The organism is Microcystis viridis FACHB-1342 (assembly GCF_014698335.1).
Taxonomy (GTDB): Bacteria; Cyanobacteriota; Cyanobacteriia; order Cyanobacteriales; family Microcystaceae; genus Microcystis; species Microcystis ichthyoblabe_A.
Genome location: NZ_JACJSV010000056.1, coordinates 1 through 23,527, shown reverse-complemented (window position 1 = coordinate 23,527; position 23,527 = coordinate 1). Strand labels below are relative to the sequence as shown.

General features: G+C 43.5%; 16 protein-coding genes. 10 read left to right on the top strand and 6 right to left on the bottom strand.

What is annotated here, in order from left to right; all coding sequences use genetic code 11:
- Nucleotides 1-107: 107 nt before the first annotated feature.
- From sat to H6G40_RS16930, 3 genes are all read left to right on the top strand, one after another.
- The gene (sat, locus tag H6G40_RS16940) at nt 108-1,277 is read left to right on the top strand and encodes a sulfate adenylyltransferase (protein ID WP_002739877.1); all 1,170 of its coding nucleotides are present in this window, start codon (nt 108-110) and stop codon (nt 1,275-1,277) included.
- Nucleotides 1,274-3,349 carry a caspase family protein gene (locus tag H6G40_RS16935; RefSeq protein ID WP_069475624.1) on the top strand — a complete coding sequence of 692 codons (2,076 nt, stop codon included), beginning with the start codon at nt 1,274-1,276 and terminating at the stop codon, nt 3,347-3,349. Before sat ends, H6G40_RS16935 begins: the two co-directional genes overlap by 4 nt.
- 76 nt (nt 3,350-3,425) lie before the next feature.
- Nucleotides 3,426-5,066 (top strand): DUF6930 domain-containing protein, encoded by a 1,641-nt coding sequence (locus tag H6G40_RS16930; RefSeq protein ID WP_069475623.1) that lies wholly within the window; start codon nt 3,426-3,428, stop codon nt 5,064-5,066.
- Nucleotides 5,067-5,278: 212 nt separating this feature from the next.
- On the opposite strand, the gene H6G40_RS16925 is transcribed toward H6G40_RS16930, so the two are convergent.
- Together H6G40_RS16925 and H6G40_RS16920 are read right to left on the bottom strand one after the other, a co-directional pair.
- Nucleotides 5,279-8,371, bottom strand: coding sequence for a Calx-beta domain-containing protein (locus H6G40_RS16925; RefSeq protein ID WP_242028785.1), 3,093 nt, complete (start codon nt 8,369-8,371; stop codon nt 5,279-5,281).
- A 255-nt stretch (nt 8,372-8,626) separates the two neighbouring features.
- Nucleotides 8,627-9,049 carry a hypothetical protein gene (locus tag H6G40_RS16920; protein ID WP_069475621.1) on the bottom strand — a complete coding sequence of 141 codons (423 nt, stop codon included), beginning with the start codon at nt 9,047-9,049 and terminating at the stop codon, nt 8,627-8,629.
- 489 nt (nt 9,050-9,538) lie between these two features.
- Here H6G40_RS16920 and msrA point away from each other — a divergent pair, with 489 nt between their 5' ends.
- On the top strand, nt 9,539-10,201 hold the full coding sequence (msrA, locus tag H6G40_RS16915) for a peptide-methionine (S)-S-oxide reductase MsrA (RefSeq protein ID WP_069475620.1): 663 nt from the start codon (nt 9,539-9,541) through the stop codon (nt 10,199-10,201).
- A gap of 163 nt (nt 10,202-10,364) precedes the next feature.
- On the opposite strand, the gene H6G40_RS16910 is transcribed toward msrA, so the two are convergent.
- Nucleotides 10,365-12,764, bottom strand: a complete 2,400-nt coding sequence (locus H6G40_RS16910) for an FHA domain-containing protein (RefSeq protein WP_069475619.1) — start codon at nt 12,762-12,764, stop codon at nt 10,365-10,367.
- A 196-nt stretch (nt 12,765-12,960) separates the two neighbouring features.
- On the opposite strand from H6G40_RS16910, the gene sir reads away from it, so the two are divergent.
- The 3 genes from sir to H6G40_RS16895 all read left to right on the top strand — a co-directional run bounded on the left by sir (nt 12,961) and on the right by H6G40_RS16895 (nt 17,369).
- Nucleotides 12,961-14,898, top strand: a complete 1,938-nt coding sequence (gene sir / locus H6G40_RS16905) for a sulfite reductase, ferredoxin dependent (RefSeq protein WP_069475618.1) — start codon at nt 12,961-12,963, stop codon at nt 14,896-14,898.
- Nucleotides 14,899-15,027: 129 nt separating this feature from the next.
- Nucleotides 15,028-16,287 carry a DUF262 domain-containing protein gene (locus H6G40_RS16900; protein WP_069475617.1) on the top strand — a complete coding sequence of 420 codons (1,260 nt, stop codon included), beginning with the start codon at nt 15,028-15,030 and terminating at the stop codon, nt 16,285-16,287.
- Nucleotides 16,288-16,289: 2 nt separating this feature from the next.
- Nucleotides 16,290-17,369, top strand: a complete 1,080-nt coding sequence (locus tag H6G40_RS16895; protein WP_069475616.1) for an MAE_28990/MAE_18760 family HEPN-like nuclease — start codon at nt 16,290-16,292, stop codon at nt 17,367-17,369.
- Nucleotides 17,370-17,487: 118 nt separating this feature from the next.
- Here the strand turns inward: H6G40_RS16895 and H6G40_RS16890 are convergent, their stop codons facing one another.
- Nucleotides 17,488-18,417, bottom strand: coding sequence for an NAD(P)H-dependent glycerol-3-phosphate dehydrogenase (locus tag H6G40_RS16890; RefSeq protein WP_002739821.1), 930 nt, complete (start codon nt 18,415-18,417; stop codon nt 17,488-17,490).
- A gap of 276 nt (nt 18,418-18,693) precedes the next feature.
- Between H6G40_RS16890 and H6G40_RS16885 the strand changes: the two genes are divergently transcribed.
- Nucleotides 18,694-19,125, top strand: coding sequence for an NUDIX domain-containing protein (locus tag H6G40_RS16885; protein ID WP_123231043.1), 432 nt, complete (start codon nt 18,694-18,696; stop codon nt 19,123-19,125).
- 60 nt (nt 19,126-19,185) lie between these two features.
- On the opposite strand, the gene H6G40_RS16880 is transcribed toward H6G40_RS16885, so the two are convergent.
- Both H6G40_RS16880 and H6G40_RS16875 read right to left on the bottom strand, forming a co-directional pair.
- Complete coding sequence (locus H6G40_RS16880; RefSeq protein WP_123231042.1) at nt 19,186-20,403, bottom strand: ABC transporter permease; 1,218 nt, start codon at nt 20,401-20,403, stop codon at nt 19,186-19,188.
- A gap of 177 nt (nt 20,404-20,580) precedes the next feature.
- Complete coding sequence (locus H6G40_RS16875) at nt 20,581-22,059, bottom strand: efflux RND transporter periplasmic adaptor subunit (RefSeq protein WP_190538023.1); 1,479 nt, start codon at nt 22,057-22,059, stop codon at nt 20,581-20,583.
- Between H6G40_RS16875 and H6G40_RS16870 the strand changes: the two genes are divergently transcribed.
- Together H6G40_RS16870 and H6G40_RS16865 are read left to right on the top strand one after the other, a co-directional pair.
- Nucleotides 22,001-22,147: a hypothetical protein gene (locus tag H6G40_RS16870; protein ID WP_002740204.1), complete on the top strand. Its 147-nt coding sequence runs from the start codon at nt 22,001-22,003 to the stop codon at nt 22,145-22,147. The genes H6G40_RS16875 and H6G40_RS16870 overlap by 59 nt on opposite strands.
- 34 nt (nt 22,148-22,181) lie before the next feature.
- A complete protein-coding gene (locus H6G40_RS16865) occupies nt 22,182-23,063 on the top strand; it encodes a tetratricopeptide repeat protein (RefSeq protein ID WP_069475612.1) in 882 nt (293 codons plus the stop codon).
- Nucleotides 23,064-23,527: the final 464 nt, after the last annotated feature.

Genomic DNA, 23,527 nt, shown 5'->3' with positions numbered 1-23,527 from the left:
CTAAGGTAAGAGCTTGTACTGTTTCAGTACAAGCCTTTTTATTGGAATCCCATAGAGCTTTAACCAACTTCTGATAGGATAAACCGTGACAATGTAAAGAAATTTTTATGACTGTACTGACCGAAGGAATCGCGCCCCACGGTGGGCAATTAATTAATCGTATTGCTACCGCTGCCGAAAAAGCCGAATTTCTGGCCCTAGCTGAAAAACTACCGCGAGTTTCCTTAGATGAACGAGCGCTCTCGGATTTAGTTATGATTGCTATTGGTGGTTTCAGTCCCCTCAAAGGCTTTATGGAACAGGACGACTACGAAAAAGTCGTCGATGATATGCGTCTAATCAATGGTTTACCCTGGGCAATTCCCGTGACTCTTTCCGTTAGCGAAGAAGTGGCGGATCCCCTCAAAGAAGGCAACTGGATTCGTTTAGATGACAGCGAAGGCAACTTTGTCGGAGTCCTAGAACTAACCCAAAAATACCGTTACAATAAGGCCCACGAAGCAGTTAACGTCTATCGTACCGACGACCAGAAACACCCCGGGGTAAAAGTCCTCTACGAACAGGGAGAAATTAACCTCGCAGGTCCGATTTGGTTACTTCAGCGCGATCCTCATCCCCAGTTTCCCAAATATCAGATCGATCCTCTGCAATCGCGCAAAATGTTCCACGAAAAAGCTTGGAAAACCATTGTCGGTTTCCAAACCCGTAATCCCATCCACCGGGCCCACGAATACATTCAAAAATGCGCCCTAGAAGTGGTAGATGGTTTATTCTTGCATCCCCTTGTCGGCGCTACCAAAAGCGATGATGTGCCGGCCGATGTGCGGATGCGTTGCTATGAGATCATGATGGATAAATACTTCCCCCAAGATCGCGTTATTCTAGCTATCAACCCCTCAGCTATGCGTTATGCGGGCCCCCGGGAAGCAATTTTCCACGCTATTATCCGTAAAAACTACGGTTGTACCCATTTTATCGTCGGTCGTGACCATGCCGGAGTCGGGGACTACTACGGAACCTACGATGCTCAGTATATCTTTGATGAGTTCGAGCCTGGGGAATTGGGAATCGTGCCAATGAAGTTTGAACACGCTTTCTACTGTACCCGCACTTCGGGAATGGCAACCACCAAAACTAGCCCCAGTTTACCGGAAGAAAGAATCCACCTTTCGGGAACCAAAGTCCGGGAACTGCTGCGTAAAGGAGAATTACCACCTCCGGAATTCTCCCGTCCAGAAGTGGCTGCCGAATTAATCCGGGCTATGCAAGGATCATGAACATAACTAGGCGAGAATTGATCCAGCAGACAGGTTGGGGGTTGCTGACTTTGGCGATTAGTCAAGGAACCCTTAACCGTCATTTGGCCGCTCTCGCCGCTCCTAATCCTCGAAAATTGGCTCTTTTAGTCGGTATTGACCAGTATGGGGCGAATATTCCGCCGCTGCCCGGTTGTCTCACCGATGTGGAGTTACAAAAAGACCTTCTCCGTTATCGTTTTGGCTTTCAGGATGCTGATATAGTGACTTTAACGGGAAAAAAAGCCAGTCGAGAAGCGATCGAAGCGGCTTTTTTAGAACACCTGATCGCCCAAGCCAGGGCAGGGGATGTGGTCATTTTTCACTTTAGTGGTTATGGCAGTCTTGGGGCCGGAAAAGAGGTTTTTATTACTGCTGATGGGGCAGAAAATGCTTTAATCAAGGAAAATATCCTGCTGATGGCTCGCTGTCTAGCTACGGATAAGTTTAGCTTGATTTTTGATAGTAGTCATCTCCCCCAACCTCAGCCCTATCTCGGTAATCTCCGCGTTCGTTCCTATCCCGAAAGCCTTACTAATCTTAACCCCGCCGAGTTAACTTTCGCTGCCGATATTAAAACCCGTTTTAACCTCAAAAATAAGCCTAGTAACGGCGTTATTCTCGCTGCCGCTAAACCGGAGCAAATCGCCCTGGAATTGAGCGGTAATAGCCCCAATGCTGGCTTATTCACCTATGATCTCACCCAGTATCTCTGGCAAGCTTGCCCCAGTCCGACAATTGCGATCGCTTTTCCCCATCTCCGTAATCTCGTCGCTAGTCACAGCAGTGAACAACAGCAACCGGCAATCCTGACCAGTAATCAAAAAAATAATTCTGCGCCGCCCTATCATACAACGTCAGAAACGTCAAGGGGTGGGGCGGCAATTGTTACAAATCTTATTGATGAACGCACCCTAGAAGTCAATCTGGTGGGCCTGCCCTTAGAAATCCTGGAAAATTACGGAATTAACTCCTGTTTGAGCTTTATTGAGGCGACTGGGGAGGAAATCAGCCTACAAATTCTCTCCCGTCAGGGTTTAAAAGCGAAAGCGCAATTATTATCCCCGGCTGCTTCCCTAGAAATAGGACAGATTCTACAGGAAAAATTGCGGGTTTTTCCCAGTCAAATCGGTTTAATCGTCGGTTTGGATAGTAATTTAACCCGGATTGAACGGGTAGATGCCACCAGCACCTTTGCCGGTTTGCCCGATGTGGCCGCCGTGGTTAACATTGGTGAACAAACGGTAGATTGTCTCTTAAGTCGAGTTGGTAGCGAAGAAACTGGCAATTATCAGTTATTATCTGCCAATGGCTCCCTAATTATCGGTAGTTTAGGGGCGGCCAACGAAGCAATTAAATCAGGAATCAAACGACTGCAATCCCAACTAGAAACCCTGCTGGCCTGCAAATTGTGGCACTTGTTGATCAATCAAGAATCCTCTGGTTTAGCCGTCATTGTCACCCTAGAAAGCCTCGATCAAACCTATATCTCCACGGTACAAACCCAAAAAATTGTGGGTAGCAGGGGGACTAATACCGCTAAAAATGACTTAATTCTGCCCGTCGGGACGGAAATTCGCTATCAAATTGAGAATCAAGAAGAACAACCCCTCTACGCAATGATCCTTGTCCTCAACAGCGATCGCCAACCGCTTTTATACTGTTCCCGTCCGGAAAACCCCGATAATTTCAGCAATTCTAGCCCATTAGCCCCCTTTGTCGTGGCGGCCAAAACCAAGGCCACCATCCCCAATTCCGGCCAAGGGCATTGGAAAATTAGTCAACCCAAGGGCATCAGAGAGAATATACTGATCCTCAGTCGCCATCCTTTCCCGAAAACCTTGACCCTTCTCAATGCCACTCAAAGCCTCAAGGGAGAAGCCAGCCCACTGCTCACCCTGACTAACCCCCTAGAAATAGCCAGAGCTTTCTGGAGCGATCTAAAATTAGATTTAGGCTTAAAAATGGATAATTCTGGCAGTGTAATTGATGAATACGCCTTTGATCTGGGAACTTGGTCAGGTTTCCGGTTTATCTATCAGGTTATGGACTAAATCGATAGAATAATTCTTATGGAATCCTTGAAAAGAAAAGGTTAAAATCCTAACACAGCTACCCCTAAATTTCCCGATGAATCTTCTGCCCCGGACGACCCAAAGCCGCCTCAAAAAAATCCCACAAATTCCCAGCGTTTGGGAAGGAGATCGTCGTGCTTTATCCTTATCCGAGAGAATGCCCCGGGCCACCCTAGAACCAAATCAAGAAAGCGGTGGCGAGTGCGTGATCTGGGTGGACGGCAGCGAGGGCTGTGTACGCGCTATGGAAGTAGTTTCCCCCGAAACCGGACCAGAGGCCATGGTGAGAACCTTAATCCGCGCCATCGAAACACCGCAAAGTCCCGCCCGGCCAGCGAGACCGAAAAAAATTATCGTCCGCGATCGAGAAACACAGTTTTTTCTGCGTGGGGTACTACAAGATCTCGATATCACCATCGATTATGTCCCCAATTTGCCCCTGATCGATGATCTCTTTCGTGGGTTCGAGGAGTTCCAAAATAACCGTCCCCCGGCAATTCCCCCCGCTTGGCAGTCCGCTTTAGTGAAAACTGCTCACGAAATTTGGAAAGCTGAACCCTGGTCCTCTTTGGCTGATTACGATATCTTGGAAATTAAGATCGATCGCCCCGATTTCCCGAATCTTTACGCCTGTATCATGGGAATGCTCGGTCGGGAATACGGAGTCATTCTCTATCGTTCCCTAGTATCCCTCAAACAATTCCGGCAGGCCGCTTTAGAAGAAAAATCGATGGAAAGATTAGAAAAAGCCTTTCTTTCCCAAGATTGCTGGTTTTTAAGCTACGAATTGGCCGATGATGATGAGGACGATGATGAGGATGACTACGATCTGGCCTCGGCTGCCCCTTCCCAGATTCATCCAGTTTTCGGCAGCGTGCATCCCTACGAAGGTATTCGCCCCTACTTGGATGAAGAAGAAGCCATCACGGTATATTTGGCTTTAATAGCTCTGTTGCGCTTTTTTAAAGGCAATCAATCCGCTTTATCCGAAGAACCGATCGGAGAATTACAGCGTCGTTTTCGCATTCCCCTCGATCCCGAACAAGCAAAAGGGGAAACCGTGGCCGTGACGGTGGCTACGATGCCCGATCTATGTGCGGAATTTATGCAACTCTTAGAGGAGGAGGACGACGATGAGGATGATGATGAGGAAGAATCCGTACTCAAGGAAAATCTAGTCCCTGATAATGCACATCTGAGTCTGGGAATGGTTCCCTGGCAATTATTAGATAAAATTCGCAGTCGTCCGAAAATCCATTATCAACCCCAATCCGTACCCACAAAAGGAGAGGGTTTCCCCGTGGTGATGATCCAGACCTCCCGACCGAAAGCCAAGGAAATTATCGAAAAAATCGAACAAGCTGGCGGTTTGGAGGCTATTGGTTTTAACCCCGGCGAAGATCCCCTAGAAGATACCCGTTATGATCTGGGGATTCTGAAAATGGCTAATGGGGACCTCTATCTCTTTGGGGAATTCGAGCAAGATGATCCCGACCACCGTAATGCTCGCCGCAATTGGCAAAAACGCATCAAAAATACCGAGGGTTATTGTGGTTTGATTATTGCCATGGGGGTAACGGGTTCCTCCTGCGGTAATCCCCAATTAAACGATATGTTAGCCCTCTACGAGGCAAAATCGATCGATAGTAAAGATTTAGACTTGGGAGTTTTGACTCTTATGCCTCACTTTGGTTAATTTTAACGGAGGCAGGGGGCAGAGGGCAGGCTTCGGGCATTACCCAAGCGCCTAAGAGAAGTTGTATCCCTAACAATGGAACAATCAAACTAGGGTCCCTGTGAGGTGAAAGTCTCATGCACGGTTCTGAAGGGGGGGGGATGGAGGCGACTCCATTCCCGACCCCTAACACGCCAGCTTGAGAATATTCTTGTCACCCCATCAGGAATCCACTAAACAAAGAAGTTGGAAACAGGGATATTACCGAGAGCGGGTAATGTGCCGATAATGCCTGTAACGTTAACCAGTAAGTCATTGGCACTTTGGAAACCAGCAACATTATCATTGACAATAATATAGTTTCCGGCTATCCCAGCAGTGGTTACTTGGACCAGGGCCGCGCCATTAATACCAAGTGCTTGGTTTCCAGCTAAGGCACCATTGGCATCGGTAAAAACAGCATTCACGACATTGGTTAAAGTGGTAGCCGCAGAATTGGCAGCACGACTAAAGGCAGCGGGGGCAGGCAGCACACCTCCTGTGGCACTGAGCAAATCAATTTTGTCGGAGTTGATCGCAAAATCAGTGATCCGGTCAGGGTTAGCGACAGTAGATTGGGAAAATTGGAAGAGGAAGACATCGTTTCCTGCTCCCCCCGTCAAGGTATCGAGTCCAGCACCACCATTAAGGGTATCATTGCCCCCAGAACCGTTGAGAAGGTTATTGGCCGTGTTGCCCGTGATCACGTTATTACCTGCGTTACCAGTACCGTTAATGGCGGCTGCTCCCGTCAGTGTCAGGTTTTCCACATTTGCGGGTAAAGTCGTGGTGACAGCGGCTGTGAGAGTATCGGTTATCGTCGTGGTAGCTGCTGTCCCCGTACCAAGAATAGCATTAGTAGGGGAAGACAGAGTTAGAGTAAAGGTCTCATCTGCTTCATTAAGGGAATCATTGAGAATGGGAATATTGATGACTTGACTAGTAACATTAGGGGCAAAGGTTAGAGTTCCAATGGTGTCGGTGTAATCCGATCCCGCGGTTGCTGTACCGTTAGCAGTAGCATAGTTAACGCTGACGGTTTGGTTGCTTGCTTGGGAAAGAGTGACGGTGTAGGGGGCATTTTGAGAAGTGGTCAAACCCTCAACAATGGTCTGACTCCTGGGGTTAAGTGTAATCGTGGGTAATTGATAGTTGCCAAAATTAACATCAGTCAATTTTTCCCCTACTTTCAAGATCAAAGCGTAGGGGGTGCTAGGGGAGGTTTGGAGCCAGCCTGTTTGATTCACTTCTCGGATGGCATATTCTCCCGGTCCCAAGTTGGTAAAGCTGTATTTGCCGTTAGCGTCAGTAACTGTGGAAAGTTCCCAAGGATCTAGTGTTCCATTGGCAACACTATCAATGTAAATTGTCCAACCGGCTAGGGCTTTTTCACCTGCATCCCAGATGCCATTGGCATTTAAATCTTCCCATTTACTGCCTTCGATGCTTCCAAGTGGAGCTGCGCTTTGAAGTAGAGTTGCTATGTTTCCATTTTGAAATTCACTTTGCAGTGCCAAGTCCGCTGCCTGCTTTGCTCCCAGCAAGAAGGTTTTATCCCCCGTCACCAGAAAATCAAAAGCCGCCCCATTCAAAAACGCACCTTCCACAATACCAAATTCTCGTGCTATTGCGAAGGCGTTTGCCACTGCGTCGGGATTTTCTTTCGCTAGGGTTTCTAAGGAAATAAACTCCTTGGGAAAAGGGACAGGCTCGGGATCAGGTGTAGGCTCTATAATATCTATCGGTGAAATATCTATAGATGATACAGTTGTGGACTTGGTCAATGTAGTCAAAAATGTGGTTGTTTGAAACAGAGATTCGCCCTTGCCAACTCGCCAACTGTCGGCAAACGTTGTATGTATTGTTTGAACAGAGGGATTAGGACCTAAGTTTGTGCCATCACGCAGAGCAAAATCATTGCTGCTATCACCATCGCCATTACCTAAAAGCCCTTGTAGCGAGCCAGCGCGATCATCAGAAGGATTGACAAAAACATCAACGTAGCTTCCATTGTCCGAGGCGATGACGACATCGTTGTCCTCGGCTGTGGAGAAATTACCGTCTAGTCCGGCATAGGTGAAGGTGTACTGATTCCCTGATCGCTGGATTCTCGTGTTACCAAACAATGCACTGCCGCCACTGCTTAGATTATACGTTGCTCCATCAACTTTTAATTCTTGGCCAATGGCAAGCTCTGAATCATAAACAAAAGTTTTGCCGTCTAGTCTGATCGCAAAGGCTGTATTAACAGAAACTTGAGCACCTGTGTACCAAGGTTTTTGAACGGTTTGCACTTGAAAATCATCAGTTAGAGACTTGACATAAATGAACGTTCCAACTGCTTGCAAATCATAGGGTTTGCCATCAAAGGTAGAAAGATGCACATCACCCCAGCCGTGGCCTTGACCAACTACCGGGCGGGAGGTAAAAAAGATCGAGAAATCTTGACCTGTAGAAACCGGAGCAGAGCCGAGTGTACCATTAACGAAAACATTAAAACTGGTGTCCCACGGGGAAATACTCCACGATGGAAGATAAATTTGCTCTATGTACTCTACAGCACCAGCGCCAGTGATCAAATCCACGCCAGCGCCACCAGCAACAGCGTCAGTGCCGACAAAGCTAGACCCACCAAACCATGCGGCATTAAACGCAGTATAAATCGTGCCTGTGGTCGTTCCTTGTAGATAAACATCTAAGTTGGCGTCTGTATCAGTAGTGCTAGGTGTTCCCGTCCAGACCAAGGTAACTTTAGCAGATGAACTGGGACGGCGAGATATCCTGCCCAGGTTTACCGATATGCCCCGGAATGTATCTTCTGCTAGAAAATAGCTTAGAGATAGGTTGCCAAAACTTGCGTTTCCTAGGGCTTCTGCAAAGGTAAATGCACTAGGGTTTAAGCTATTTATAGGAACAAATGGACTGGTATTGGCTATATCTGTTGGTTCCCAGAGATTTGGATTCACTGAGCCAAAGCCATTTTGTGATGTGTGTATAAGTAACCCTTTTTCTGTGGAATCAAGAGTTCTAATAACGGTATCGTTTACGGCAGCAGTATATGGGGCTACGGAGTTAACGCCACCAAGTGAATTGCCTGCGATCGGTGTGTAAGGTGTATTGGTCGTCCAAGTGGCTGAGAAAAGTATATCTTTAAAGCGAGATCTGAAGTTAGGAGACCAGAGTGGTGAAAATGCAGTTTTTGCATTTTCATAGAGAAAGTTATCTTTATTGTCTTGAACCATTAATAGGTTTTGAGACCACAACAAATTCAATGGTGTAATAGGCATAGTGGTAAAAGTCTTGAACGCTTCATACACCATATCTTAATCATTCGCTTGCGCCAAATCAATAAGCAAAAATACTGAATTATCTGTAGCAGAAATGTTGAATTTGTACATAAAACTTTACATACAAACTAATGAGAACAGGCGTTCGCTTAGAGAGATTAAATTTCCCTCTTGGGATAAAATTAAGTTAACATAGCGCAGTTTATTAAGTAAAGTATTCCCATATATTTGAGGAATTTGCCTAAACTGTAAAATCTAATATACGATTAATATAGAACCAGTTTCAGTATCTAGGAGCATCACTAATTTCATCTGATGATAGGCCGACATCCAAAACAATTTGCTGGTCAAAGTCGAGCGAAGTGGACTCTGATCTAAGCCGAAAAGTCGAGACGTTGAATCGATAGCATATATTAGTTCGTGATTTAAGCTTAAATAAATCTGATTAAATGCTTGATAATCTCGGTTTTTACTGGCTTTAGAGAAAGTAGATAAGTCCACAGCTATCCCTTGATGATTTAGTCGAAAAAACAAATCTCGTAAGCTGCCGAGACTTTTATCGAAAATTAGATGAAGCCAGATAAGTACAAAGAGCCTTGTATTGAGAACGGGATAGTCATTTTTCGGTAGTCTTTTTAAGATTGTCTTGACAATTCCCGCAAAAGGCTTTAGCATCATGATAATAATAATTATCAGTTAGATGCGACTATAATATCATATTTTAGCTGCTTTTTTGCTTTATTAAGCTATCATTCAACAGTTCTGTATTTCTGTATGGGGGAAGTCCAGTTATTAAACTGGGCTGTTGGTGATTTGAGAGATGAATCTTCTTTTCTGGTATTTTTAAAACCTAGAGCCAAACTAACTTTTGCATCTGATGCACAGTTGGCATTCATACCTTGATTCAGCAACGCCTTAACTTGTACAAGTGTATGAACAGATGCCTGTAAGCATCCCACCGAAAAACTAATACGCTCTGGGGTTGGGATGGAGTGATAAAATCGGAAATAACGCCCAGTTTTAGCCGAGAGTTTCCCTTTAAAAATCACAACTCAGTAGATTGACAAAAATTGAGCTGCAGCCTCAGTTCTGATCACCGATCACTGAAATCCCTAAAATTAAGCGATAATGTAAAGTAAAGTCAAACTTTCTGGACAAATTCTTATTATGGTGTTATTCGGATTCGGAAAAAAAGTAACTTTGCCCACAGCAAGGGAAGCACTACCCGGGCGATCGGAAAAAATGCCCGTACCTAGCACCCACTACGTTAACGGTCATCCTTTGCAGCCCCCCTTCCCTGGCGGTATGGAAAGCGCAATGTTCGGTTTAGGCTGTTTTTGGGGAGCAGAGCGCAAATTTTGGCAATTAGAAGGTGTTTACACCACGGCCGTAGGTTATGCGGCTGGTATCACCCATAATCCCACCTATCAGGAAGTGTGTACCGGCATGACTGGACATAATGAAGTGGTCTTAGTGGTCTATGATCCCAGTGTGATTTCCTACGAACAACTGTTAAAGGTTTTCTGGGAAAGTCATAATCCCACCCAAGGAATGCGTCAGGGTAATGATACGGGAACTCAGTATCGATCGGGTATCTATACCTATAGTCCCCAGCAAAAGCAATTAGCGGAAAAATCTCGATCGATCTATCAAGAAGCTCTCAATAAAGCGGGCCATGGTCAAATTACCACGGAAATTATCGACGCACCTGAATTTTATTATGCTGAAGTTTATCATCAGCAGTATTTAGCGAAAAACCCCGGCGGTTACTGCGGTTTAGGGGGAACGAAAGTGGAATGTCCGATCGCTCTTGATCTGAAGTTAAATTAAGTAGGGTTAGGAGTCAGTTATCAGTTATCAGTTATCAGTTATAATTTAGAATGTAGGTTCGGTTGAAGCATGAAACCCAACCCCCGATTATGTTACGCTACCGCTAACCCATCCTACCAATAATTGTGCCTCCCTACTTATCATTTATCATTCATAATTTAGATCATAAAATATCTTTTCTTTTTTGCAACCAATAGGTAAGGAGAAAATAAATAAGGGAATGAAGAATTAAAACTCCCCAATTCAATAACAAATTATTGATAGATAATTGATAAACTTGATTGACATCCTCAAAGGGTAAAGGGATATTAAAAGTATTTTGTTCTTTCGCTTCTGCAATCATAGCTTCCACCTCTACTAATACCCCGTAGGCAGCAATTGACCAGCGACTAATCATCAACCATGATAGATATTTCCCCAGACCTTCTAAGCTAAATAATACCCCAGCAAAGATAATCTGAGGGATTAAAATTAAAGGTAAGGCGCTATTTGCTTGGGTGATGTTATTAACCCCAGCAGAAATTAATAAACCGAGATTAATCGCCGCAAATATAGTTAAAAATGTGGTAATAAAACAACCAATTAACCAGGTCATTAATTCCGGTTGCGGGTCAGTAAATCCCCAAAATATCACGCAGGTAATTACAATTGTTTGCAGAAAAACTAAGGCTGCTAAAACCAGAATTTTTGAGAATAAATAGGGTAATAATCCCAGATTAACTAATCTTTCTCGCTGATAAATGGCTGATTCTTTGACAATTTCCTGTAGGGAACAGGCAAAACCTACCCACAATTCCGCGCAGGTAAAAACAAAGAGAGTTTTTAAGGCTAAAGTTGCCGATTCGATAGCCTGATCAAAACTGGGATTATCTCTCAAAAATAAAGGATCTTTGTCCCCTAAAACCATGGCCATTAAAAAAATTCCGATCGGGGCGGTTAATAGGTATAAAATTAAACTAAATTGATCACGGATAATTAACTGGCTATAGCGTTGACATAAAACCTGTAGTTGCGACCAAAAAGATTGTTGAACCTGTTGCGGTTTACTATGATTTTGCTGAAATATTTTACCGATTCTTGCTTCAATATTATTTTTGTAGTAGTCGGATTTTTGGAAACGTTGGCATTCTTGCTCAACTTTTTCGCTAGTTTCCAGATGAATATAAATATCGGCAAAATCCCCCTGAGGTAAAGAGAAAAAATTTAAGGCCTCCCCCGGAGAACCAAAATAACATAAATTGCCCCCTTGACCGAGAAAAACTAATCGATCGCAGAGATTGATATTATTAGTAGCATGGGTGACTAGGAGAATTGTTCTGCCTTCTTTGGCCAATTTTGCCAGCAATTCCATCATCTTTTTATCTAAACCGGGGTCTAATCCCGAGGTGGGTTCATCTAAAAAGAATAATTTGGGATTAGCTAATAATTCTACCGCAATACTCACCCTTTTTAATTGACCACCGCTTAAGTCTTTGACTAAAGTATTTCTTCTTTCTAATAATTCCACCTGCTGCAGGGTTTTCTCGATCACTTCTTGGCAATTAATATCCGGAGGTAGCCTTAATTTAGAAGCGTAATATAACACTTCTCCCACGGTTAAATCCCTGTGAACGATATCGTATTGGGGAACATAACCGATTTGGGTGCGATAGATATTAAAATTCTGGCGCAGCTCTTCCCCATTCAGATAAACAGTTCCCGAGGTGGTGGGTTCAATTCCTAATAAAGTCTTTAAGAAAGTCGATTTTCCCGCACCACTTCCCCCGACAATTGCCACTAATTGACTCGGTTCGATCGGTAAGGAGATATGATTGAGAATTATCAAAGGTCGTTTCTTTTTATCCCGCACCATCCTGACGATATTTTCGGCATCCAGACGGATATTATCCCCTGTATCTAATAAAACCAATTCATCTCCCTGCAAACGAAAACTATAGGGTCCGATTCTCACCGTACAACCGTTGGCTAAAATGGCACTACCCGATACTTTTTGTCCGTCGATAAAGACTCCATTAGTGCTTTTGTCGTGGAGAATATAACGATTTTGGTTATCGCTATCGATAATCGCGTGTTGTCGGGAAATTGTCGGAGCGTCTAAAACCACAGTGGCAGCATTATCTCGTCCTAAAACTACACTGCGATTGCTTAGGGAAACCGATTTAAAAGCTAAAGGTGGGCTTTTTACCTGTTGGTTAGGATGATAATAGGTAATCTTGACCGAATTTTTGACATCTTGACCGATATTAATCTCATCCCCATTTCGTAAAAGATAGCCCTCTTTGGGAGTAATGACGCGATTATTGATAAAAAGTTGATTGGAACTAGGATTAGTCCCGTCTCCATCGTAGATATAGTAATCATCTCCCTGACGACGAAAACAAGCTTGGACTCGACTCACCACCGTCCAGTGTTGGGGAACAACTAAATCCACCTGTTGACCATCCCGTCCCAATTTATAATTAGGACGACTCAGATTAATAGAAGGGAGAATTTCTCCCTGATTGTTAAGAATAATGTAGGGTTCTTGACTAATAACCGTTTTAATGTTAAGAGAATTGGTCATAAAAATTTGATCGGTAGATGGCGTTCGCGGGGGACGGTAAGAAGTTAAGATAGAATTAATGTCTCGATCGCTACTGTTAACCTCAGAGTCTGGAACGAACTCTAGAGATCATCTTAGTAAAACTTCTTAGGATCGATCGAGCTTGTCTAAATTCCTATTCCTAAGACCTATCCACAGGTTATCGTGCTGTTAGACGATGGTTACAACTCCTATTTCTCCTACCGCCAAGGTTTCTAAAGTCGAAGGTATCAAAGAACGCAGTAATTATCTACGAGAACCTTTGGCCAGTGAACTCCTCGAAGATACAACCCATTTTACCGATGCGGCGGTGCAGATCCTCAAATTTCACGGTTCCTATCAACAGGATAATCGCGACAATAGAGCCAAAGGTCAAGAAAAAGACTATCAAATGATGTTGCGTACCCGCAGTCCGGGGGGGTTTATTCCCGCGCAACTATATCTTACCCTCGATAGTTTGTCTGATCGCTACGGTAACGGCACTTTACGGGTGACAACTCGCCAAGGCTTCCAATTGCACGGCATTTTAAAGAAAAATCTCAAAGCTACCCTCGGGGAAATTATCCGCAGTATGGGATCCACTTTAGCGGCCTGTGGTGATGTTAACCGCAATGTCACCGCACCGCCAGCCCCCTACAAAAATCGCCCCGAATACGGCTATGCTTGGGAATATGCCAATAATATCGCCGATTTGCTCACTCCCCAAACTGGAGCCTACTACGAAATTTGGCTCGATGGCGAAAAAGTTATCAGTGCAGAAGAAGCGCCGGAAGTCAAGACCGCGAGACAAAAAGATACAAATGGGATTAACAAAAACGATCCCATCGAACCGATCTACGGTCAACATTATATGCCCCGTAAGTTCAAGATCGGTGTCACCGTACCCGGGGACAACTCCATCGATATCTACACCAATGACATCGGTTTAGTGGTGATTACCGACGCAAACGGTCAATTACAGGGTTTTAACATCCTTGCGGGGGGTGGACTGGGAAGAACCCACAATAAGGAAGAAACTTTCCCCAGAATGGCCGATGCGATCGGTTATGTGGACAAAGAAAATGTGTACGATCTGGTAAAAGCGATCGTGGCAACCCAAAGAGATTACGGTGATCGCGGCGATCGTCGTCATGCCAGAATGAAATATATCCTCGAAGAATGGGGAGTAGAAAAATTCCGCAGCACTGTTGAGGGTTATTTCGGCCAAAAAATTGCCCCCTACCAACCCCTCCCCGATTGGAAATATCAAGACTTTTTGGGATGGAATGAACAGGGAGACGGAAAATTATTTTTTGGTCTTTCTGTGGAGAATGGCCGGGTCAAAAATGAAGGCAGTTTTCAGCTAAAAACCGCCTTAAAAGTGATTATCGAGCGTTTTCAGCTACCCATGCGCTTGACGGCTAACCATAATATCATTCTCTACGACATCGAACCCAAGGATCAGCAAGCGATCGAGGCGATCCTGAAAGAACACGGAATTATTACCAATCCCGCCGAAATTGACCCTTTAACCCGTTATGCCATGGCCTGTCCCGCTTGGCCTACCTGTGGATTAGCGATTACTGAGTCAGAAAGAATTTTACCCAGCGTGATTGAACGCATTCGCACCCTGCTTAATCGCTTAGGATTAAGCAAAGAGGAATTTGTCATCCGCATGACAGGATGTCCTAATGGCTGCGCGCGTCCCTATATGGCAGAATTAGGATTTGTGGGTAGCGCTCCCAATTCCTACCAACTCTGGTTAGGGGGAACAGCCGATCAAACTCGACTAGCGCGTCCCTATTTGGATAAAATGGCGATCGATGATCTAGAAAAGGTCTTAGAACCGATTTTCGTTTACTTCCAACAGGATCAACAAAATAACGAAACCTTCGGAGAATTCTGTCATCGAGTCAATTTCCCTGCTTTACAAGCATTTTCAGCCACCTACACACCTAAAATGACCGAAACTACTACTACTGAATCAAAACCCAAACGCGTGCGTAAAAATCAAAACCGTGTCAGCGTCCCCGATGATATGTTTGTCCGTCTCAAGGAAGCTTCGGAAACGGAAAAACGGCCGATGAATCAAATCATCAATGAGGCGCTAGAGGCCTATTTTAGCCAAAAATCCTAATCAGTTATCAGTGACCAGTTATCAGTGACCAGTTGCCAATTGAAGAGAATTAACTTTTGAGAGTTATCTGGGAAGATTACCAATAACTCTTGATTCTCGTATATATCCTCAGTCTATGCTTAAAAATGAATGAGGGAAGTCCAGTCATATCAATTTGTACCCCTCTGGTGGGAAATTATGACAATCTCACAAACTAAAACAAATCCTTGGCAAAAGCGTTCCGGAGAGGATGTTAAAAAATTATCAGATAATGAAATTAATGAAAAATATGAACAAGGTGAACGAAGAATACTATTAGAAATGAATCGAGAAAAGTTGCCTAGTTTTGCTGAGTCTTTAAATAAACCTAACTATATGGAAAAGCGTCCTTTCTATCAGAGACGGGATCGCTGGGACGCACAAAAACAATCGAGACTAATTGAATCTTTTTTGATCAATATTCCCGTACCTCCTCTGATTCTCTGTGAAAATTCCTATAACTCCTATGAAGTAATGGATGGTCAACAAAGAATCACAGCAATTGAGAATTTTTATAATAACAAATTAAAATTAACAGGGTTAGAGATCTGGCCTGAATTAGAAGGAAGAACCTATAAAAGTCTTCCTGCAAAAATCAAAGATGGTATCAATCGACGAGCCATTTCAACTATAGTTGTTATTACCGAGTCTCTATCAGACCCAGAGGAAGCTTTATCTTTAAAACAACTGGTTTTTGAACGCCTCAATACAGGAGGTGTACGTTTGAGTCGACAAGAAATAAGAAACTGTCTTTACTCTGGGAAATTCAATGAACTTTTATTAAAGCTTTCTGAGAATACTATTTTTGCTAAAGCTTGGGATATTCCTATTGATGATAAAGAAGAACTTAAAGAAAATGGATTTTATAAAAAGATGGAAGATGTAGAATTAATCCTCCGTTTTTTTGCCCTGAGGGATATTGATCAATATACTGGTAATTTATCTAAATATCTGGATAATTATATGATGAAAAAAAGTCTTAATTTTTCCGACGAGAATATCCAAGAGTTCGAGCAAGTATTTAACCAAACTATAGAGTTAGTATCTAACATTTATCAGGATCAGTTATTTAAGCCTTTCGATAGTAAAACCAAAACACATAAATCGAAAGCTTATAAAGTTTACTATGATGCAGTGATGATCAGTTTCAGCAACCATTTATCTGATTATCAAGAATTAATTACTAGAAAATCAGCAATAATTCAAGAAACTATCAGCTTATTTACTCAAGATTCCCAGGGAATTACTCATCAAGATAAAAAATTAAAAAAAGGACTTTTCACCGGAGAAGGGGATACCAAAGATGATATTAAAGCTCGTATTCAAATTTTTGATTCTCTGATTCAACGAGTTCTTAAGCAGAGTATTTGAGAATGTTTGAAGGACTTTTAAATAACCTAAAGGATGAGATAAAGACCATTCGATCAATAATTAATATCAGTGAAAAACTTAGAGAAATTATTGCGGATAATCCTTCACAACTCAACACAGAAGACTTAAAATATCTTCAAGCAAATGCTCCTTTAGGAGACAAGTGGCTAGTTAACGATCATTGTTCATCTATCACAAGGTTATATGCTCTTTACGAAAATTTTGTCGAAAATCTAGTGGGAGATTGGATTATTTTGCTGCCTCAATTATATAGTTGCTATCAAGATTTACCTGAATCTGTAAGAAATAAGCATCAGACTGGTTGTGCTACATTACTGGGCAATGAAAATAAAAGAAATCGCTTCGATTCTCTTTCAGAGAGGGACATTATCAAAAATTTATTTGATACTGAATACAAAAATACAACTAAATATAATCTCACATCAGCTGCTTTTTTGTTACATGAAGCTAATCTGAGAAAAGATCAATTAACCAGACTTTTAGTCGATGCTGGCATATCTGCAACTGATTCTTGGCAATGGATAGAAAATCATAAAAAAGTTAAGAATTTTATTGACAATAATAGTAGGGGTAGTGTGGAAAATGAATTAAAGAATTTTATAGAACTTCGTAATAATTCTGCTCATGGTAAAGAAATAGATACCGTTCTTAATGCCAATGAGTTACTACAATTATGTGATTTTGTCGAAGCTATATGTCAAGCTATGATTGAATTAGTTCTTTATTGCTTTGTTGATAGGAAGAAAAAGATAGGAAAGCTTCAAAAGCTCGGTGAAATTGTCAATTGGTATCAACAAAAAAAAGCCTGTGCTATCAAAATATCAGATGAGCCACAGGAACCCAATAAAAGACTAGAAGTCGGTAAAAAAGTTTTTTTAGTCAGTGAAAATAAAAAAATATGTCAAAATGCTATTATTGAAAGTATTCAAATTAATAAAAATGGCAAAAATACCCCTCGCCGAAGAATTCCAATCAGAGAGATAAAAGATTCTGAAATAGGCTTAAAATTTGACAAAGAAAGTCAAAAAGGATTAGAAGTTTATTTAGTTATTTCGGAATGATTGAAATGAATATAGCGTTTCTGGTAAAGGTGAATTATAACCAGATTTGGCATCATTTCCCCACTCCCCAACCCCCCACTGATTACTGTTTACTGCTTACTAAAAAATCTCTTGTCTCTTAATCAAATTCTGCTTTTAAATCCCGACGCATTAATTCATAAACGGCAACTTGGGGAGAAATTTCCCCGCGCAAAAGACGATCAACTTGACAGGTAATCGGTACATATAAATTTTTTTCTTGGGCAATTCTCATCAAAACTTCTGTGGTATTTATTCCTTCGGCAGTTCCCTCTAATTTCGCTAAAACTTCCGGCAAAGATAAACCTAAAGCTAATTGATAACCCACTTGATAATTGCGGGATAAAGGACTATTACAGGTAGCTAATAAATCCCCTAAACCCGATAAACCGAAGAAAGTTTCTTGACAACCTCCTAGACAAGTTCCCACCCGAATTATTTCCGGTAAAGCGCGAGTTAATAGGGCAGATTTGGCATTAGTACCTAACTGTAAACCATCACAAACCCCAGAAGCGATCGCCATGACATTTTTAAGAGTGCCTCCTAACTCAGTCCCCAAGGGATCGCTATTCAGATAAACCCGAAAAGATTCCCCAGATAATAATTTTTGTAACAATATTGCTGCTTTTTGCTGATAACTTGCTACCACCGTCGCAGCGGGTAAACCTTGATTAATTTCTTTAGCTAAATTGGGACCAGAAAGAACCACAAGGGGATTAGCAGGAAAAGCTTGATTCCACAGATGAAAAGGGGTACGAGTGGTGATTGGCTCTAATCCTTTAGTGGCGGTGACGATAATTGTGGAAGAATTTAATTGTAATTGCTGTAATTGTTCGATCGTGGGAACAACTCCTTTAATCGAAACTGCTGAAATAATTACATCAGTATCTGCTATAATAGCCCCTAAATCTTCCCCAGTATGACGCGACCAAACCCTAACAGTTAAGTAATTACGTCTAGCCAAATTAGCGAGAGTTTGTCCCCAAATTCCCCCACCTATCACCGTAATTTTCTTGGCATTTTCTAACAACTTTTATTCCCCTCCTTATTAGTGATCCCTGATCAGTGACTGGTTAGAAAGGATTCGATTTTAAGGTTATGAGTCTTAAATGAAATTATTGACCGATTACTGATAAGTAGGTAGGTGTTAAAAGTTGTCTGATCCCCCCTTATCAAGGGGGGCAGGGGGGATCCCCCCGCCTATCGGCACCCCCCTTATCAAGGGGGGCAGGGGGGATCAGAGGCAAAATCTATCTTCAATTTAATTATAACTACTTACTTAACTGTTCACTGATAACTGAAAAAAATGACAACCTATCGCAATCCTGCCCCTACTGTTGATGTTATCATCGAACTGATCGACTCGCCCCATCGTCCGATCGTACTAATTGAGAGAAAAAATCCGCCTTTTGGTTGGGCAATTCCGGGGGGATTCGTGGACTACGGCGAATCAGTGGAAACGGCGGCCATTCGGGAAGCTTACGAGGAAATCAGCTTGCAGGTGCAGTTAATCGAGCAATTTCACGTCTATTCCGATCCTAACCGCGATGCACGTCAACACACCATTAGTATCGTTTTTATCGCCACGGCAAAAGGCAAACCGATCGCTGCCGATGATGCCAAAAAAGTCGGGATTTTTCATCTCTGGGAATTCCCCCAACCTTTATGCTTTGATCACGATCGCATCCTCAATGATTATCGTCGTTATCGGGATTATAAAATCCGTCCCACACATTAAACCCCAACTTAGCTATAAAAGCAATCCTTGCCAAAAACGTCCCCGAAAAAACTTAAAAAATTATACACTTCTGAGAGCGACAATCGGTTCCAATTTAGAGGCACGATAGGCGGGAAAAACGCCGAAAAAGAGACCAATACCCGTGGAAACGCTCAAAGACAGGGCGACGGCGCTGGCGGAAACAGTGGCAGCCAGGGGGGAGAAACTGGAGACAAGAACGATCGCTCCCGCACCGACGAGAATACCAAGCGCACCGCCAGCGATGGAAACGAGAGTTGATTCAATCAGGAATTGTAAGAGAATATCCTGTTCTCTGGCTCCGATCGCTTTTCTTAGTCCGATTTCCCCAGTTCTTTCCGAAACCGAAACGAGCATAATATTCATCACCCCGATACCCCCGACAATCAGGGAAATACCGGCGATTAGAGCCAAAAGTAGGGTGAGACCCTGGGTAATCGTGCCGAAGATTTCGATCATCTGTTTAGCAGTTTCGACGCGAAAATCATCCTCAGCGACGATTTTATGGCGTAAACGCAGGAGATTCTGGATTTGGAACTTAGCAGCGCGGATTTCCTCCCCCGATCGCGCGGTGAGACTAATCCAACTCAACTCGACACCGTAGGCAGAGGTTTTGCCCACCAGTTGCGAGTTCATGGTGCTAAGGGGAATAATCAGCATTTCATCCTGATTATTGCCAAAAAAGGAGCCTTTCGCCTCTAAAATCCCGATCACCTCAAAACTGAGATTTTTGATCCGCAGCTGTTGACCGAGGGGATTTTGGGTGGGGAAAAGTTGCGCTACCACTTCACGGCCGATTACCGTTACTCGTTTGTTGCGGGCTAGATCGATATTATTGATAAAACGACCTTTTTCTAGGGTAAAATTGCGGACAGAAGCGTATTCTGGGGTGCTTCCCGTCACTAGAGCCGTCATGTTGCGATTACGATAGGAAATCAAGAAACGAGCGTTTATTTCTGGGGCGACTTCGGCGACGGTGGGAACCTGTTCGGCGATCGCCTGAGCATCAGCTAAAACCAGGGTTTTCGGTAAATCAACGGTGGTATTGCGTGCTTGTCGCGACCCCGGCACCACAAAAATGGTATTGGGTCCCAAGTTAGCAAACTGGTCATTGGCTAAGGTTTGCGCCCCTTGGCCAATACCGATCATGGCCACCACCGAAGCGTTACCGATGATAATTCCTAACATGGTCAGGCCGCTACGCACTTTATTGGCCCTTAGGGTGGAGACGGCCATTTTTAAACTTTCGATGATAAACATATCAGTTATCAGTGGGGTGTGGGGTGTGGGGTGTGGGGTGTGGGGTGTGGGGTGTGGGGAGAATAAATAAAATAATCTCCTGTCTCCTATCTCCTGACGACCGACGACCGACTGCTGCCCGATCATAAAAAAGACAATTGGGAGATATTTGTTAAGAAAAATTATTGAGATTTTTGATTATTTTTGATTAGTTTTTGAGGTATCTTCAGCCCCTTCGGGGAGATCGATAAAGACCTTTTCTCCAACTTCCAAACCTGATAAAATTTGAGTTTTATCGTCTAAGACCAAACCGATCGAAACGGGTTTAAAACTGGGTTTATTTGCGGCATCGGGAACTAAAACCCCTGACTTGCCTTCCCTGGTGACAATGGCGACAGTCGGCACAACGAGGGCATTATCTAACTGCTGGCCGACAAAAGTTACATCTACATTCATTTTTGATTTGAGTTTGTCCCGTCCCGTTACCAAACCGATTCTGACCTCAAAAGAAGTAACATTATTCTCGATAATTGCTTCGGGAGCCACAAGAATAACTCGACCTTCAAAGACTTCTTCAGGAAAAGCATCGGCGACAATTCGCACTGGTTGGCCGCGCTGCAATAAACCCACATCTACTTCCGGCACTTTAGCAATCACTTCCAATCCCGATGCTAGGGCGATAATCGAGGTGGAAGTGGCGGAAGCGGTGCTAGAGGCCGAAGTGGTGGGGGTGACAAAAGAACCCTCAGTGGCGTATTTTTGGGTGACGATGCCATCAAAGGGAGCAGTAATGACCGTATCGCGGTATTGAATCTTAATTTGCTCTAAACTGGCCCTAGCAGCTGCTACAGATGATTCTAGTCGAGCCAGCTCGGTTTCTTGGGTTTTTTGGCGTTGTTCGAGGGCAAATTTTGCTTCTGCGATCGCTGCTGCCGCTCCTATCATTTCCTGCTCAATTCCGGCCACTTCTGGGGAAGCGGTTTTATCCGCTTGTTCCAAACGGCGGATCGATTCGTCTAAATTGGCTTTAGCGTTGAGATATTCATTGAGGACAGCATCAAATTGGTCTTGAGCGATCGCCCCTTCCCGGACTAAATTTTCATTGCGTTTAACCCGATTTTCTGCTAGTCGAAACCGGGATTGGGCCGCTTGTACCTGAGCTTGCAGCTGGTCTAAATCTTTGGGAATTCTTTCTTTGGCCTGAGCTAAACGGGCTTCTAATTGCTTATAACTGGCCTGGGCCTGATAAAATCGGGCTTGTAATTGCCCGATATCTTCGGGAATGCTGCGTTTAGCCTGTTCCAGATTGGCTAGAGCTTCCCTTAGATGCGCTTCTGACTGCATTCCTCGGGCATATACCTCTAAATTATCCATGACGGCGAGGGTTTGTCCCTTTTTAACGATCATGCCCTGATCTACCAATAATCGCACTAATCGGCCAGGGTTTTTCGGGCTAATGTTGACACTTTGGATTGGTTCCACCCTACCACTAGCTTTAATTTCCACAGCGAGGGTTTCCCGTTGAGCAGGAACGGTCATTTCCGCCAATTCTACGCCAGGAGGAGGAGTTTGCAACAAACGATAAGAAACCACTCCCACCGCCAGAAAACTACTAGCCATGAGTCCGAATATCCAAAATAGGGGGCGATTTGATTTTCCCAACACGGTTATTGCCATCGATCAGCCAAAAGTTAATTGGTTATATACTAACGTCTCTAGAGTTGCCTTTGTTGTTTCTTTAGCCAACAACTCCCAAGCGAGATAGACTGATTAAAAAAGGCCTATCCCAGGGGTAAACTGTGCCAAAACTTCGATTAATCATTTCTTTGCTCATTTTTTTCGTCGCTGGCAGCCCGCCAGCTTTTTCCCAAGCGCTACTCCCCTACGCCATCGAACCGGAGTTAGAACAGATGGAACAAGCGGGAATTGAAATGGCTGAGGATGCTATCCAATTAGCTCGTTTTCGCCGTACCGATGCAGCCCTCGGACGGGCTAGGTTAGCGGTGCAGTTGGCCCCTCATCTCTATCAAACTTGGTTTATTCTCGGTAGTTTATATCTGCAAGACGATCAGGTACAACCCGGTATCGAGGCATTAAATCAATCTTTGTCCCTTGCTCCCGCCGATGCCCACGCTAATATTAAATTTTCTCTCGGTAGTGCTTATTTTCAGAATCAAGATTACCAGTCTGCTATTGCCCAGATTGAAGCGGGTTTGCAAATTAAACCCGATGTCTCCCCCGCTCTTTTTGATCTCGGTAATTCCTATCTCAAGTTAGCACAATATCCTGATGCGATCGCAGCTTACGAAAAGGCTGTTAGTCAAGATAAAAATTTTTGGCCGGCTATTAATAATATTGGTTTAGTTAAATACGAACAGGGTGATAAGGAAGCCGCTCTTAAAGATTGGCGGGCCGCTTTGAAAATTGATCCTAAACAGCCGGAACCTCAGTTAGCTATTGCGGTGGCTATTTATAGTCAAGGAAAAACTGAGGAGGGCATCAAATTAGCTCAGGCCGCTCTCACTAGCGATAGTCGTTATGTCAGTCTAAAATTTTTAGAGGAAAATCTCTGGGGTCAACGTCTTCTGCAAGATACGGAGAAAATGTTTAATCATCCCCAAATGAAAGATTTTATCGCTCGTTTACCACAACCAACCCCAGAAGCGAACGAAGAAAATTAAGCTGATAGCAGCAAGCATTAAGATAACCCCTTAGTTAATTTGCTAGGAATTCTTGAGGCTTGCTCTAACTAATTAGGGCTGGCTGAATATCGTTAGCAGCTTTGCTAAAAAATGGTTTTGGGACTTTATTAGCAAAACAACAAATTTTTTGCCGCAAACCCCACAGACAGTACAATTATTACAGTTAAGGGTTTGAAAGGCCTAGTATGATGGCAAAGCAATCAGGGGCGATCGCGGTAACAGAACATGATAATAAATGTCCCGAATGTCTGCACTTGGAGATTTCGGGAGAACCCGTTGCGCCTGAGTCGAAGGGACTTTTTTCGCTTTTGAAAAAGTCTGAACCAGAGGCGTTTTCCCTATGGGACTTCCAAAAAATAAACTATTCATTCTCAAGAATAATAATCATTCTCGGAGTGTGGGAGGTAGGGATCGATGGTTGCCCCCTCCTTCCAATTTTGTAG

Bases quoted from the DNA above. Each gene is read 5' to 3' on its own strand.
- sat (WP_002739877.1), top strand. From the start codon at position 108: ATGACTGTACTGACCGAAGGAATCGCGCCCCACGGTGGGCAATTAATT.
- H6G40_RS16935 (WP_069475624.1), top strand. From the start codon at position 1,274: ATGAACATAACTAGGCGAGAATTGATCCAGCAGACAGGTTGGGGGTTG.
- H6G40_RS16930 (WP_069475623.1), top strand. From the start codon at position 3,426: ATGAATCTTCTGCCCCGGACGACCCAAAGCCGCCTCAAAAAAATCCCA.
- H6G40_RS16925 (WP_242028785.1), bottom strand. From the start codon at position 8,371: ATGCCTATTACACCATTGAATTTGTTGTGGTCTCAAAACCTATTAATG.
- H6G40_RS16920 (WP_069475621.1), bottom strand. From the start codon at position 9,049: ATGATGCTAAAGCCTTTTGCGGGAATTGTCAAGACAATCTTAAAAAGA.
- msrA (WP_069475620.1), top strand. From the start codon at position 9,539: ATGGTGTTATTCGGATTCGGAAAAAAAGTAACTTTGCCCACAGCAAGG.
- H6G40_RS16910 (WP_069475619.1), bottom strand. From the start codon at position 12,764: ATGACCAATTCTCTTAACATTAAAACGGTTATTAGTCAAGAACCCTAC.
- sir (WP_069475618.1), top strand. From the start codon at position 12,961: ATGGTTACAACTCCTATTTCTCCTACCGCCAAGGTTTCTAAAGTCGAA.
- H6G40_RS16900 (WP_069475617.1), top strand. From the start codon at position 15,028: ATGAGGGAAGTCCAGTCATATCAATTTGTACCCCTCTGGTGGGAAATT.
- H6G40_RS16895 (WP_069475616.1), top strand. From the start codon at position 16,290: ATGTTTGAAGGACTTTTAAATAACCTAAAGGATGAGATAAAGACCATT.
- H6G40_RS16885 (WP_123231043.1), top strand. From the start codon at position 18,694: ATGACAACCTATCGCAATCCTGCCCCTACTGTTGATGTTATCATCGAA.
- H6G40_RS16880 (WP_123231042.1), bottom strand. From the start codon at position 20,403: ATGTTTATCATCGAAAGTTTAAAAATGGCCGTCTCCACCCTAAGGGCC.
- H6G40_RS16870 (WP_002740204.1), top strand. From the start codon at position 22,001: ATGAGTCCGAATATCCAAAATAGGGGGCGATTTGATTTTCCCAACACG.
- H6G40_RS16875 (WP_190538023.1), bottom strand. From the start codon at position 22,059: ATGGCAATAACCGTGTTGGGAAAATCAAATCGCCCCCTATTTTGGATA.